This window comes from Kitasatospora sp. NPDC059722 (assembly GCF_042733235.1).
Taxonomy (GTDB): domain Bacteria; phylum Actinomycetota; class Actinomycetes; order Streptomycetales; family Streptomycetaceae; genus Kitasatospora.
The window spans coordinates 14,049-29,058 of record NZ_JBHWGD010000006.1; the positions used below are offsets into that span (position 1 = coordinate 14,049).

Here is a 15,010-nt window from a genome sequence, read left to right on the forward strand (position 1 = left end):
CCGCTCAGCCACCGGGGCCGATGTGGTCGTGAGTGTCCCGTCCGGGTTCGCGGCGGTCTGGCTTCCTCCTGTGGTCAAGAGATCTACGACGACGGGCTTCCCGGTGCTCCTCGCCTTGGACTGGGCGGCATGAACCGCCTCGTTCCGCGGCGTCGTGGGGCCGGCCGGCTTGGCCGGATGCGACGGCCAGGACGGATCCGCGGGGCCGTGACCCCGGTCGGCGGGGGTGGCGACGGCGATACCGGGGACCACCAGGAGTCCAGCACTGAGTGTGATGACCGTGGTGCAGGCAAGTGGGAGAAGAACGGCGCTGAATGTCCGCTTCCTGTCCCGGTGGCGGTCTGGTGGGGGAGCGTGAAGTTTCGACCTCAACATGAAGTTCCCATCATCGTTTGGGAATTGAGTGCAGGCCAGCCGCACGCTGCCCTCGCCGTTCGTCGACTGTCAAAGGCTTTCCCCGGCGGGCTGTCCGAGTTGTCGGGGCTCATGGCGCATTGCACTTGAAGTGACATTGGTCACATAAGAGTTTTCTCATTATTAACTTTCCGTGGTTGATCGTGTGCGCATAGGGTGCGCTGTGGCCTGGATCCGCAGTCGAGTCCCCTGGGGCTCAACTCACATGGGGGGATCAGTTGTCACGTCGTGCCCGTCTGCTCACGCGCCACCGCCAGACGAGAGTCGCTGCCCTTGCAGCACTGGCCGTCTTCATGTCCCTGGTGACGATTCCCCCGGCGGAGGCCGTCGCCGCCGGGACCACGGACAAGATCTGGGTGCCGCCGAACACCCCGCTGCCGACGACCCAGCCGGTGAAGGGCACGAACGCCAAGCCCGCCGCCCGTGCTGCGGACACCGGGAAGAAGTGGTCGCCGCCGGCAGACTCCAGCCCGCCCGCCGGCAGAGCCGTCGCGGTACTCGGCAGTGCCGGAACCCGAGCGATGTCCGCGCAGACCGAAGTGGCCGAGTCAGCATCACCTACCGCTACAGATGGATCGGTTCAGGCGGGATCGTTGCCTGTCTGGATCGCCACGGCACAGGGTGCGAAGCCCGTCTCCAGGGCCGTTCCGCTCGCCCCGGCCAAGGACGGCGCGGCAAGCGTCCAGGTCGAGGTCGCCGATCAGGGAACGGCCAGGTCCGCCGGAGTCAACGGTGCGCTCGTCGCCCTGACGGACACCGGCGAGGGGGCGGTTCCCGGCCGCGTTGAGGTCGGTGTGGACACTCAGTCCTGGGCGCAGAATGCCGGTGCGAACTGGGCGTCCCGTGCCAGGATCGTCCAACTGCCCGGCTGTGCTCTGACCACGCCCGGTGCCCCCGGCTGCACCACGCGCACCCCGGTTCCGTCCCACCGTGACGAGTCCACCGGCCGCCTGGTCGCGGAGGTCGAGGTCCCGCAGGCGACCGGGACGGTGACCAAGTCCCTTGCCGCCAGCGCCTTCGCCAGCCCGCAGGCCTCGGCCGCGCCCGCCGTGGCGCTCGCGGTCGAGGCGAGCTCCAAGGGCAGCACCGGTGACTTCACCGCGTCCCCGATCACCCCCTCTGCGGCCTGGCAGGCCGGCGCCAACGCCGGGAACTTCACCTACGGCTACACCGTCGAGCTGCCTTCCGCGATCGCCGGCGCCGCACCCAGCGTCTCGCTCGGCTACGACTCGTCCTCCGTGGACGGCAAGACCGCCTCGACCAACGCCCAGCCGTCCTGGATCGGTGAGGGCTGGGAGTGGCACCCCGGCTCCATCGTCCGGGGCTACAAGGCGTGCAAGGACGCTGGTGTCCAGAACTCGGGAGACCAGTGCTGGGGCGGTGACCTGCTCCAACTGTCGCTCGCCGGGCACGCCGGCCAGCTGGTCAAGGACGACAAGTCCTGCGAGTGGCACCTCCAGGGTGAGGACGGCACCAAGGTCGAGCGCCTGACCGGTCAGAACAACGGCGCCTGGAACGGCGAGGCTTGGAGGGTCACCACCCTCGACGGCACCCAGTTCTACTTCGGTGCCAACCGCCTGCCGGGCGGGGACGGCACCGACCAGGCCGCCAACTCCGTCTCCACCGTGCCGATCTACTGGCCGGGCGGACAGGACCCCTGCCTCAAGGACGGCTCGCCCGCCACCAACTCCTGGTCCCAGATGGGCTGGCAGTGGTCGCTCGACTACGTCGTCGACCCGCACCAGAACCTGATTACCTACCGGTACGAGCAAGAGCAGAACTACTACGTCCAGGGCGGCGGTCAGAACAACGGCAACGGCCCCCGGGCCCAGTACCAGCGCGCCAGCTACCCGGTCTGGGCCGGCTACGGCCAGCGCCTTCCGGACCAGATCGCCGCCAAGGGCAAGGCCAACCCGGCCGCCCAGGTGTGGTTCCGCACGGCCGAGCGCTGCTTCGCCGACGCGACGACCAACTGCGACCCGTCCCAGCGCAAGGCGAAGCCGCAGGGCTGGGCCGACACCCCGGTCGACCAGACCTGTGACGCGGCCGGCGACTGCTCCATCGGCTCGCCCACCTTCTGGACCACCAAGCGGCTGTCACTGATCGACACCGAGGTCTGGGACGGTTCCGCCTACCGACCCGTGGACTCCTACGCCCTGAACCAGTCGTTCCCGCCTTCGGAGGACGGCACCTCGCCCTCGCTGTGGCTGGGTTCCATCCAGCGCACCGCCGCCAACGGCCGGACGAAGATCCCGGTCCCGCCGGTCTCCTTCAAACCGCGTGCCATTGCCAACCGCGTCGCGGGCCAGGTCGTCTGGCCGGACGGAACGGCCATGTCCGTCGAACCGTTCAAGCGCCCGCGGATCGAGCAAATCACCACCGAGACCGGCGGCTTCATCAACGTCGTCTACCAACCCGCCGAGTGCTCGCGCGAGGCCGGCGGCAAGATGCCGTCCTCCGAGGACGGCAACACGATGGCCTGCATGCCGGTCAAGTGGTACATGCCGGGGCAGCAGAAGCTGGACCCGGCCAACGACTGGTTCAACAAGATCATTGTCCAGTCCGTGACCCAGCAGGACGTGGTGACCGACCAGGTCCCGGTCGTCGCCACCTACGTTTACGGCGGAGGAACGGCCTGGCACCGCAACGACTCCGCCCTGGCCGACCCCAAGACCCGCACCTGGGACCAGTTCCGCGGCTACGCCACCGTCACGACGCTCACCGGCAACGGCAGCTCTGTTGAGGCGCCGCGCACCAAGACGGTCTCCACCTTCCTCCGCGGCATGGACGGCGACGTCCTCGCGAATGGCACCGACAAGCGCCAGGTGACTGTGACCGACGTGAACGGCGGGAGCATCACCGACGACAACGTCCTCGCCGGCTACATCCGCGACACCGTCAACTATGACGCGGAGAACGGCAGCGCAGTCTCCACCGTGGTCTCCGACCCGTGGATCGGCCCCGTGACAGCCACCCGTAGCCAGCAGGGCGGCATGCCGCCGGTTACCGCCCGCGCCGTCAACGCCGCCAAGGTGACCAACCGCGACAAGCTGGCCAACGGCTGGCGCACCAGCGAGCGCTCCACCCAGTACGACGGCACGGTCTACGCCCGGCCGACGGCGGTCTACGACAACGGCGACCTGTCCCACCCCGAACAACTGCTCTGCACCTCCTTCACGTACGCCGCTGGCCCGAACGGCGCGCTGACCCAGCTGGCCTCGCGCACCCTGGTCCTCAAGGGCGCCTGCGGCCAGACCGCGATGAAGGAGAACACGGTCGCCGACACCCGGTCGTACTTCGACAACCTGCTGTTCGGCCAGACCGGTGCCACGTCGGAGCAGACCGCGACCGAGGTGCTGGAGCGTTACGACGACTCCGGCCAACCGGTCTACCGCACCACCGCCCGGGCGCACTTCGACGCCTACGGCCGGATCGTCAGCACCGTCGACCCGACCCGGACGGACGCCACCCACCCGACGGGCGCCGAGACCAGGACGGACTACTCCCCGCCCACCGGACAGCTGCCGACCCAGGTCACCCACACCAACCCCATGGGCTGGCAGAGCGTCAGCATCCTCGACGTCGGCCGCGGCTCCCCGCTCAAGATCACGGACGAGAACGGGAGGGTCAGCGAGCAGGACTTCGACGCCCTCGGCCGCTCGGTCGCCGGCTGGAGCCCGGGCAACGACCGCGGCAAGAACCCGAACAACCCGAACCGGAAGTTCTCCTACTCGGTCAACAGCACCAACGCGCCCTCCTACGTGCTCACCCAGGCGCTGATGGGCAGCACCCTCTCCGACCCGACCCCGACCTACACCTCCAGCTACACGATCTACGACGGCCTCGGCCGCGTGCGCCAGACCCAGGCGAGTGTCCCTTCGGGCGCGACTGGCCGAATGATCACCGAGGCCCGGTTCGACTCCCACGGCTGGCAGACCAAGTCCAGCGCCGCCTACTACAACGACGACACAAGTCCCAGCGCGCAGCTCTTCCTGCCCAACGGCGGAGTCCAGCCGGACAGCAAGGTCCCCGCGCAGACCGTCCAGACCTACGACGGCATGGGGAGGGTCACCGACTCGGTCTTCCAGTCGTACGGCATCGAGCAGTGGCGTTCTCACACCGACATCCTCGGCGCCGACGAAGTCCGCACCACCCCGCCGGCAGGCGGTTACGCCTCCGCCACCATCAAGGACGCCAGGGGCAACACGGTCGCCCTACGCCAGTACAAGGCGAACACCCCGACCGGCCCGTACGACGAGACGACCTACGGCTACACGCCGGCCGGCAAGGAGGCCTGGCGCAAGGACGCGGTCGGCAACCTCTGGACCTACGAGTACGACCTGCTCGGCCGTCCGGTGAAGTCGACGGACCCGGACTCGGGCACCGGCACCACCGCGTACGACGACAGTAGGAACCTCGCCACCGCCACCGACTCCCGGGGCCTCAGCGCCACCACCGTCTCCGACCTGCTCGGACGCAGTGTCGCGGCCTACGAAGGCACGTCGACCGACCCGGCCAAGCAGGTCGCGAGCTGGACCTACGACACGCTGGCCCTCGGCAAGCCGACTTCCTCTACCCGCTACGTCGGCGGAGCCAACGGGGCCGCCTACACATCGGAGATCACCGGCTACGACGGCGGCTACCGCGAGCTCGGCGCCAAGACCACCATCCCCGCGGCCGAGGGCGGACTCGCGGGCACCTACCAGACCGACAACACCTACGACGAGGCAGGCCGGCTGGCGAGCACGGTCATGCCGGCGATGGCCGGCATGGGCCGCGAAACGCTGACCTTCACCACGGACACCGTGGGCCAGCTCGGCTCCCTCAGCAGCGCCTTCGGATTCAACCCGTCCACCACCCTCGTGGCAGACGTCCGCTACGACGTGTACGGCAGGCCGATCCGCACGACCCTTGGCGGCCCCGGGGCTCACGTGGTCGCCACCACTGTCGTCGACAACGCCACCGGACGCGTCACCCGCTCGATCCTCGACAAGGAGAACGCGCCCACCGCGAGCGTCGACGCCGTCGACTACACCTACAACCCGCTCGGCCAGGTCACCTCGGCACGTGACGCGCAGGACGGCCAGGTCGCCGACCTGCAGTGCTTCAACCACGACTACCTCGGCCGGCTCACCCAGGCCTGGACCGACACCGGCAGCCAGACCACCGCACCCCAGCCCAGCGTCCCCGGCGTCGGATCCTGCACCAACACCAACGGGCCGACGACAGACGGCGGCAAGCCGAGCATCGGCGGACCAGCGCCGTACTGGCAGCAGTACGAATACGACCTGATCGGCAACCGCACGAAGGCGGTGCAGAAGGACATCACCGGGGACGCCACCAAGGACGTCACCACCACCCAGGGCTTCGGCACCGGTCCCAACACCCCGTCCACCGACCCGAAGACGGGCGGCGGCACCGGCGGCCCGCACGCCCTGCTGAAGTCCACCCGGACCGGTCCGGCCGGAGCCGCCGTGACGTCGTACACCTATGACGCCGCCGGCAACACCACCTCGATCACCGACACCCCCGGTACGAGGAACCTGACCTGGAACGCCCAGGGCAAGCCCGACCAGATCACTGGCACAGGCCAGAGCGGAGCCACCAGCTACCTGTACGACCTCGCAGGAAACCAGCTGATTCGGCGAGACCCGGGTAAGACGACACTCAACCTCGGAGCCGACCAGCTAACCCTGGACACCGCGAGTGGGGCCGTCACCGACGTCCGCAGTTACGGCGCTCCCAACGGCCTGTCCATCACCCGCTCCGTGGTCAACGGCCAGTCCACGCTGGCCTATCAGTCCGCAGACCCCCACGGCACCAACGGCATCCAGCTCGACGCCTACAACCTCGCTCAGGTCCGCCGTCCCACCGACCCGTTCGGAAATGAACGCGGCGCCCAGCCCGGCGACGGTGTCTGGGCCGGCGACAGGGGATTCGTCGGCGGGACCAAGGAGAAGGCCACCGGCTTCACCCTCCTCGGCGCGCGCGAGTACGACCCGAGAACGGGCCGCTTCATCAGCCCCGACCCCGTCACCGACGCCGGCGACCCGCAGCAGTGGAACGCCTACGCGTACGCCAACAACAGCCCGATCAACAAGGCCGACGCCAACGGGCTGAAGGTCGCCTGTGACACCCCGGCCGAGTGCGCCAACAACCACGCGGACACGGTGGCCAGCACCGGTCGCACCGTCGACGCCGTCTTCACCTACAGCCCGGTCATCGCCGCAACCCCGACCCCGCCGCCCACCGCGGCGGAACAGGCCGCGGTGAAGGCGAAGCAGAACGCCGACGACGCGGTCAACCAGGCCAAGCACAAGCGCGACGAGATCGTCCACAAGGTCGTTGACCTTGTCGGCGAACTGATCGGCTTCAACGACGCCCGAGACTGCTTCACCAAGGGCGACGTGATGGCCTGCATCAACACCGCTCTCAACGCCGTTCCCTGGGGCAAGATCTTCAAGGCCATCAAGATCGGCATCCAGGCCTTCAAGATCTACAAGGAGATCGGCAAGGCCTACGACGCCATCAAGGCCGGCGAACGCGTCGCCAAGGAGGCCGAGGCGGCTGTAGTCACCGCCCGAACAGCGGCGGCTGAGGCTCGCGCAGCCGAAGCAGCAGCAGTCAAGGCCGCAGAGGAAAAAGCAGCAAAGGAAGTAGCGACAGACGCAGCAGGAACCGAGAGCAAAGCAGTAGCCAAGGAAGCCGAAGAATCAGCCGGCTCCAGCTGCTCCCTCGTCCGCAACAGCTTCCCCACCGGCACCAAGGTGCTGATGGGCGACGGCTCGCTCAAGTCCATCGAGGACATCCACGACGGTGACGTCGTCATGGCGACAGACCCCCAGACCGGCGAGACCCACCCCGAACCCGTCACCGCCACCATCACTACCCCCGACGACAAGGACTTCACCGACCTCACCCTCGCCGACGACAGGGCCCCGCGCGGCCCGCCCGCTGATCAGCAGTCGAAGATCACATCGACCCACCACCACCCCTACTGGAGCGAGACCCGCCAGCAGTGGGTCGACGCCGGCGACCTCACCCCGGGGGAGCATCTCCGCCAGCCAAACGGCGCCACCCTCACCATTCAGGCCGTCCGCAACTACCCCTACGCCGTCACCACCCACAACCTCACCGTCAACTTCCTACACACGTACTATGTGCTGGCGGGGACCACGCCGGTCCTCGTCCACAACTGTGGTGAAGCGGACGAGGACCTGCTTGATTTTGCGGACGCGGCGTTGAATATTCCGCCCGCAGATCGGCCAAATGTGGCGACGAAGATAATCTCTGCAGATGGCCAGCATACGGATATGTCCTATGCTGTTGACACTCGTACGGGCACTATGCCGGAGAAGACCGCGAGAGCGGTCGCCGATTCGGCCCATCACGGGGGCTGTGGAGAGGTGGGATGCGCCATTAAGTTCGAGGCGAATGGCATTCCGCTTGCGGGTTCAACCTTCCAGTCTGTAAAAATCGGTGGTGGCGGTCGAGGGAATTCATTCCCATTGCTAGAGCATGGGGAATTGATCGGCCCATGCCCTGCATGCAAGAGGTTCCTCCAGGTTATCGGCGGAAATGGATAGTCATGAGTTCTCTACCGGAAGGATTGAAGGAAGTCTTGCGCAAGTTGCGCGAGGTTCGTTCTGCCCGACCATCGGGCTCTGAGGAGTCGGAGGAATTCGCGGCATGGTGGGAACGAATGGCTGATGTCCTGGAAGAGCTCTCTGGTGTGCTTCTTTTCGATGCGGATCGGAGACGTGCACAGGCAGAGTCTGAGGCAGCTAGGGAGCGTGCTATCGAGATCCGGGGAAGAGCCCATGGGGGTGCGTGATGGCGGCGCATGGGCTTGGTGAGCGATTTCTCGGATGAGTCCGACTGAGTGGTAGTTCGGCGCGAGAGCCCCAGGTTTGAGTCCTGGGGCTCTCGCGTGTGGAGAGTCTGGCGGCCTGAAGGGCTGAAATCACCCCCGGCGAGCAGCTCCGCCAGTCCGGCGGCGCCATACCGTCCAGTGGCCGGCCGCAACCACCCACATTGCCACTCGCAACCTCACCGTCAACCTGCTCCACGCGTACTACGTGCCCGCGGGGACCGCGCTGGTCCTGGTGCACAACTGCGGTGAAGACACGCCGGGGCTTCTCAGTAAAGACCATCAGCCGATTGGCGACCCGAATGCGCGAGGCGGAATCTATGTCCTGGTTTCGGAGAGCGGCGTGGTGCAGCGGGCGGGCATGGCAACGGACCTTCGATCCCGACTCGCTACTCATGCCCGGGATTATCCACGGCTAACTGGGGTCGTTCTCTATCGGACTGACAGTCGCGCGGCCCGTCGGGGACTAGAGGAAATGGCTGAGAACTGGTTCACGCCAATTCTGGCAAATCAGTGAGCGATCAAGACGGACAACAAGCGCCGTCAGGAATATCTGCAGGCCGCCCGCGACTTCTTGGGTCAGTGGAGTGGAAAGGAAGAGTGAATGAGTGCCTCGGGAACTGGGCCGTTTGAGAACGACTATGCCATGGATCTCTGTGACGAGATTCGGGGTGCGGAGAGCGATGAGGCGCTCTCCCTGCTAGGAGAGGCGCTCTCCTTGGTGGCGGAAGTGGAGCCTGGTGAATATCTTGAAAGGGATCTCGCAGAGGCGGCGGTAGCTGCGGCTGCAATTATCGCTGCCCGGAGTGGAGCGAGTGACGAATCCTTGGAAAAGATGGAGCTTAAAGGTTTGATCCCTAGGATTCCCGAGGCCCTACTTCGGCTGGCTCTCTCAATCCTCCCCAGAACCTTGGCGGATGATTCCGAGGTTTATGGCCTGTGGATCGACGTGGATCGCGGCGACGAGTGGCGTGGGCACGTCGAAAGGCTCCTTCGCGAGCTTGATTCGGTTCTGGAGAGTGGCGCTTACTAGCTCAATGTCTCGATCGTTGGGCCTGATTGCTCATTGGCGCTGATGGAAAGCATTCCAGAAGGCATCGACTGCAATCCGATCTAGTCCCGATGGGATGAATAAGAAGCCCCGTTGAATTTGACTTCAACGGGGCTTCTGGGTGACTGGAGGCAGTCGATGACGGCAACGGGCCCGGACGGCAATGTACTTCCACGGATGTTGACGGACCGGTAGATCGTCGCTCACCTGCTTCGCTCCGAGCCGAGGCGGTGGGTCTCGGAGGACGATCTACGGTCTGCTAATGGTTCTTGGGCCGTCGTATGCCAGATGCCGGGGGCTTCTCCCTGTTCTTGGGTAAACGGCGCAGGAAGTCGGCGGGTCCGACTTCCTGCGGGCCGGGTGGTCAGGCGGGGACGTCGGCGTGCCAGCGCCAGGTCGTGCGTTGGGGGTGGCCGGGGAGTGGGGCTCGGCCGGTGGCCCAGAGGAGGGTGGGCCAGGGGGCGGCGTCGACGGTGGGGATGTCGGGGAAGAGGCGGGTGAGGGTGCGGTGGCAGATGTCGGCCGGGGGGTTCCAGGGGAGGTCCAGGCCCTGGGTGACGTCGTGCAGGTGCACCAGGAGCTCCACCAGGCTCATCGCCACGAAGCCGGTCGGGTCGGCGAGGCCCCAGGGGTGGTAGGCGCGCGCGTCGGGTGAGGCGGTGCGGGCGATGGCGACCATCAGCCCGCCGCTGGCCTCCAGCACTTCGACGAGCCCGGCCGCGCCGGCCCCGCGCTCGGCGCGGACGAAGCTGTTCGGCGCCCCCGGGGCCTCGCGCGTCGAGACGAACGGGACGTAGCGGTCCCGCGGCGGCCGGGCGGGGCCGAGTTGAGCGGCGTAGGCGAGGAGGTCGTCCGCGAGGTGTTCGACGGTCTCCCAGCAGGACCAGCCGAGCGTGCCGGCGGGGCGGGACCAGTCGGCGTCCGCGGGGGCGCCGCGCAGGGTGTCGGCGGCGAGGCGGAGGGCGGTGGCGAGGTCGTCCGGGGTGGGGGTCTCGGTCATGATCGTGATGCTAACGGCCCCGGCCCCGGCCCACCGCGCGCCTGCGATACCCCTGGGGGTACGTCTGCTAGGATCCGGCCCAATACCCCCAGGGGTACATCCGGGGTACATCCGTGAGGAGGGTGCGTGTACTTCGTCGACATCCTTGAGAGCGAGGCGCCGGGCAGTCACGGCTACCTGGCGGGCGGGCCCGGCGGGGCGGTGGCCGTCGACCCGCCGGCCGACGTCGGCCGGGTCCTCGCCGCGGCCGCCCGCCGGTGCGTCCCGATCGCGTACGTCGCCGAGACCCACGTGCACGACGACCACGCCACCGGCGGGCCCGAACTCGCGCTGCTCACCGGCGCGCACTACCTCGTGCCCGCCGACGCGGCGGTGTCCTACCGGCGCGTCCTGGTGCACGACGGCGACGAGTTCGACCTCGACCCCGACCACGGCCTGGCCCTGCGCGCCGTCGCGACGCCCGGCCACACGCCGCACCACACCTCGTACGTCCTCACCCGGCACGGCCGCCCCCTCGCCGCCTTCACGGGCGGCCCGCTGCTGGACGCGGTGGGGGTGGCCGGCCTGCCGGGTCGGAACACCTAGTGCAGGACGTCGAGGACGTTGTCGGCGTTGTTGACGAAGTAGACCGCGTCGTGGTCGAGGTCCAGGTCGAGGCCGAAGAGCGCGCCCGCGCCGGGCGGGGTGCCCTCGTTGTTGATCGTCTTGGTCGCCACCTGCCGTCCGCTCCGGGTGGTCTCGACGATGTTGCCGTCCCCGCCGTTGACCGTGAGGATGTCGCCCCTGGGCGTGAGGGCCATTCCCAGTGGGGCGTTGAGGCTGCCACCCGAGGTGACGACCCGTCCGATGCCCGCGCTGTTCTTGCGGGTGAGCGCGTCGGGGATGGCCGTGATCCGGCTCAGCACGGTGTCCGCGACGTAGAGCGTGCCGTCGTGCAGGCCGACCCCGGTCGGGCCGACGACCAGGGCCGCCGGGTCCGTCCGCTCGGGGAAGCCCGACCCGATCTCGGTGAAGGCCACCGGGGCGGGCGGCTGGTCGCCCTCGGCGCACAGGGTGATCCGCAGGACGGTGCCCTCGTCGACCTCCGCGCCGTTGCCGTCGACCGTCCCGTTGAGCACGTTGGTGACGAACAGCTCGCTGCGCTTGCCGAAGCTGACGGCGGTCATGTCCCAGGGGCCGTTGATGCCGTGCCCGGCGATCGTCTCGCGGACCGTCCCGTGCTCGTCGAGCACCAGCAGGCACCCGGCCTTGGCGGTGGTGGACGTGCCGTCCGAGGTGGGGAGGCTGCCGACGACCACCCAGCCGCCGGGCAGGACGGTCAGCGCCGTGGTGAGGCCGACCCCGCCGTCGCACGGTCCCGGCAGGTTGTTCGGGTCGATCGTGGCGAACGTGGTCAGGGCGCCGTCCGGGGCGACCTGGACCAGGGTGGTGCCCCGGCCCTGCTGGCCCGCAGGCAGGTTCACCGAGTTGTTGAAGTTGCTGATCAGGACGTTGCCCCGGTGCAGGTCGCCGACGCTCTCCCGGATCGTGAACGTGCCGTACGGGTTCACGTCGCCGTTGGCGGGCACGGTGGACCCGACGAGGGACACGGTGTTCAGCCGGTCGAGGAACGGCCGCGGCTCGGCGGCCACGGGCGGGGTCGCGGTCCCGGCCCCGGTCCCGGCCCCTGCCCCGGCCGGGGTCGCGGCGGCGGTCAGGCCGAGGGTCAGCGCGGCGCTCACCAGCGCGCTCGAACAAGCCCGAAGTCTCATGTGCGGTGCCTCCTGGAGGGCGGGCCCGGGACGGTCCGTCCCGACCCGCGGAAGTGCTCGGATCGCCCCCAGGACGTCACGCTAGGCACGCACCCCTCGGCCCGCCCGCCGGTGTCCGCCGAATGCCGGGCGCCCGGGTGACGCCGCCGTCAGGCGCGCACACCGTACCGACCGTGCCCGCTGTCGGTGGTGGCGGGTAGCCTCACTGGTTCCGATCGAGACCGGCTGCGCCCGGGCTCGTTCCGGCCGAGAGGAGCCCCGTGACGATCGCACCGCAGCACCCCGACCGGCCCGCCGGCTGGATCTCCACCGGCCTGAGCTGGCACGAGGGCCGGCCGCGGCTCGGTGCCGTGTGCGGTCCGCGGGTGCACGAGCGCGTCGTCGGGGCCGGGACGGAGGTCGGCTGGCTGCTCGGCGGCCCGCGCCGGTGCACCGGGGCCTGGCTGGCCGGTGCCACCGAGCGCACGCCGTGTCCGCACCACGCGGAGATCGATCCGGGCGGCGGCGCCGTCCAGTGCCCGGCGTGCCAGAGCGTCGACCGCGGCCTCGCCCTCGCCCGCGACCAGATCCTCGACGACGGCCGCACGTACCTGCTCTACCTGGCCTGGTTCGGCGACGGCCTGCTCAAGGTGGGCCTGACCGCCGAGCAGCGCGGCGACAGCCGGCTCCTCGAACAGGGCGCACTCGCCTACGCGTTCACCGCGCGCGGCGGTCTCCCGGCGATCCGTCGCGCCGAACTCACCGTCGCCGCCTCGGGCCTGGCGCGCGAGCGGTTCAAGAGCCGCGCCAAGACGGACCGCTGGTGGTCCCACGGCGACGTGCCGCACCGTCGGGCCGTGCTCTCCGACGCCCGGGCGCAGGCGCACGGGCTCCTGCGCGACCACGCCCTGGAGCTGCTCGCGGACCGCCCGGTGACCGACCACGTCGAGCGCTTCGGCCTGGCCGGCGGCGCCCCGGAGAGCTACCGGCACGTCGACGGGCTCGCGCACGGCGCCGTCCTCGCGGGCACGCTGCGGGCGCCGGTCGGCCGGCACCTCTTCCTCGACCAGGCCGACGGCGCCGGCCCGCTGCTGCTCGACACCCGGCTGCTCACCGGCTGGACGCTCACCGCCGTCACGGGCCGCGCCACCGCCGGCGTCGCGCTCGCGGAGCGCGTCCGCCCGCCGGAGCCGGACACCCAGGAAGCCCTGTTCTGAGCCCGCTCACCATGCTGGTTGCTTAATGAAACCACGAGGTCTGGCCTCGCCCTCAGTGGTTTCAACCTGCTACCAGTGCGGAGTGAGCACCCCGCGATGATCGCCGCCCACGAGACCTTCGACGGCACCTTCCCGTACCGGCCGCACTTCAGCACCGCCCCGGGCTTCCGGATGCACCACGTCGACGAGGGCGACGTCCCCGTCCTGCTCTGCCTGCACGGCGAACCCACCTGGGGCTACCTCTTCCGCGACCTGGTCCGCCGCTTCGCGCCCACCCACCGGGTGGTGGTCCCGGACCACATGGGCTTCGGCAAGAGCGAGACGCCGGCCGGCCGGACGTACCGCCTGCAGGACCACGTCGACAACCTGGTGGCCCTCGTCGACGACCTCGGCCTGCGCGAACTCACCCTCGTGCTGCACGACTTCGGCGGGCCGGTCGGCATGGGCCTGGCCGCCCGGCGCCCGGGGCTCGTCGCCGGGGTGGTCAGCCTCAACGGGCCGACGCCCTTCGGCCGGCCCAGGCTCCCGGACGCGCTGATGGCCAACGCGGCCGAGTCCCCGTGGTTCCGCTGGATCGCCCGCGCGCACGCGGACGGCAGCCTGGACGCCGTCCTCGGCGAACTCGGCTACACGATCCTCAGCACCCTGAAGCTCAACGGCTTCGAGAACAACGCGCTGATCACCGACACCTGGCTGCGCGCCTACGCCTCGCCGTTCCCCACCCGTGCGTCGGCGGCCGGCGCGCTCGGCTGGGCGGAGGGCTTCGCGACCGGGGCCCACGTGTTCGAGACGCCGGGCGACGAGGCCTGCGCCGCGCTCGCCGCCGTGCCCGCGCTCGCCGTCTGGGGCGGCGCGGACCGGACGCTGGGGGCGCGGCACTTCCTGCCGCTGTTCGCGGAGGCGTTCCCGCGCGGGCGGACCGTCGAGCCGGCGGGCGTGGGCCACTACAGCCCCGAGGACGCCCCGGACACCATCGCGGCGCTGCTCCGTGAGTTCCTCTCGACGGCCTGACGGCGGCGGGGGCTCAGCCCAGCCGCCCGCGCACCCCGCCCGGCCCGGAGCGGGACCGGCGCGAGAGCGGTGGCCGCGACGGGCGGACGTCGGTGCGCGCGGGCGGTTCGGTGTCCGCCGCGCGCCGGGCCGCCGCGGTGCGGGCGGCGGCCAGCGCCATCCGCGCGAGCAGCGGGTCCTCGCGGACCCCGGCCGCCCGCTTGGCCGTCTGGCAGCGCGAGCACCAGATCGGGGACGCGGGCCCGTCGGGGTACGCCAGGCTCTCGGGCGGCAGGTAGTGCCCACCGCACTCGACGCATTCGAAGACCAACCTCATCCGACGATCACCGTCCCGGATCCGTGGCACCGACCGCATGGCGACCAGAAGGTGTGGATCCTCGGCACCATGCTTCCTTCCTCGTCCAGTTCGACCGTGGCCTCGGTCTTCTGGGTCCCCCCGGACCCGCCGCAACCGGAACAGGACTGAACCTCGGGCATATGCCGTCCTTCCGTAGCGGAGGACCACGGTAGCGCGAAAATCCGCGCAGCAGCACCGGTCCTGACGATCCACCACTCCATCGGGGAGCGCGCGGACGCCCCGCGCGCCCCGCTGGACGCCGCAGACGCGTCCGGCACGCGCTTCGGGGGGCCCGGCCCCCCCCCGGGGCGGCGGGGGGGGGGGGGGTGTGGCGGGCGCGCGGCGCGCCGGGGAGAGCGGGGGGGAGGGGGGGGCGGTGT

7 protein-coding genes and 1 pseudogene are annotated in these 15,010 nt (G+C 69.6%); 5 read left to right on the top strand and 3 right to left on the bottom strand.

Features of this window, described 5'->3' with window-relative positions:
- Positions 1 to 1,007 precede the first annotated feature (1,007 nt).
- Positions 1,008 to 8,000, top strand: coding sequence for an RHS repeat-associated core domain-containing protein (locus ACFV4F_RS05255; RefSeq protein WP_380500511.1), 6,993 nt, complete (start codon positions 1,008 to 1,010; stop codon positions 7,998 to 8,000).
- Positions 8,001 to 8,888: 888 nt separating this feature from the next.
- Positions 8,889 to 9,317: a DUF4259 domain-containing protein gene (locus ACFV4F_RS05260; protein WP_380500512.1), complete on the top strand. Its 429-nt coding sequence runs from the start codon at positions 8,889 to 8,891 to the stop codon at positions 9,315 to 9,317.
- A 382-nt stretch (positions 9,318 to 9,699) separates the two neighbouring features.
- Here the strand turns inward: ACFV4F_RS05260 and ACFV4F_RS05265 are convergent, their stop codons facing one another.
- Positions 9,700 to 10,335 carry a maleylpyruvate isomerase N-terminal domain-containing protein gene (locus tag ACFV4F_RS05265; RefSeq protein ID WP_380500513.1) on the bottom strand — a complete coding sequence of 212 codons (636 nt, stop codon included), beginning with the start codon at positions 10,333 to 10,335 and terminating at the stop codon, positions 9,700 to 9,702.
- 126 nt (positions 10,336 to 10,461) lie between these two features.
- Here ACFV4F_RS05265 and ACFV4F_RS05270 point away from each other — a divergent pair.
- Positions 10,462 to 10,905, top strand: a pseudogene (locus ACFV4F_RS05270) (MBL fold metallo-hydrolase); the annotation flags it as partial.
- A gap of 11 nt (positions 10,906 to 10,916) precedes the next feature.
- On the opposite strand, the gene ACFV4F_RS05275 reads toward ACFV4F_RS05270, so the two are convergent.
- Entirely contained in the window at positions 10,917 to 12,086 is a 1,170-nt protein-coding gene (locus tag ACFV4F_RS05275; RefSeq protein ID WP_380500514.1) for a hypothetical protein, read from the bottom strand.
- Positions 12,087 to 12,346: 260 nt separating this feature from the next.
- Between ACFV4F_RS05275 and ACFV4F_RS05280 the strand changes: the two genes are divergently transcribed.
- Positions 12,347 to 13,282, top strand: a complete 936-nt coding sequence (locus tag ACFV4F_RS05280; RefSeq protein ID WP_380500515.1) for a DUF2797 domain-containing protein — start codon at positions 12,347 to 12,349, stop codon at positions 13,280 to 13,282.
- 75 nt (positions 13,283 to 13,357) lie between these two features.
- Entirely contained in the window at positions 13,358 to 14,293 is a 936-nt protein-coding gene (locus ACFV4F_RS05285; protein WP_380500516.1) for an alpha/beta fold hydrolase, read from the top strand.
- Positions 14,294 to 14,306: 13 nt separating this feature from the next.
- Here the strand turns inward: ACFV4F_RS05285 and ACFV4F_RS05290 are convergent, their stop codons facing one another.
- A complete protein-coding gene (locus tag ACFV4F_RS05290) occupies positions 14,307 to 14,609 on the bottom strand; it encodes a hypothetical protein (RefSeq protein WP_380500517.1) in 303 nt (100 codons plus the stop codon).
- Positions 14,610 to 15,010 lie beyond the last annotated feature (401 nt).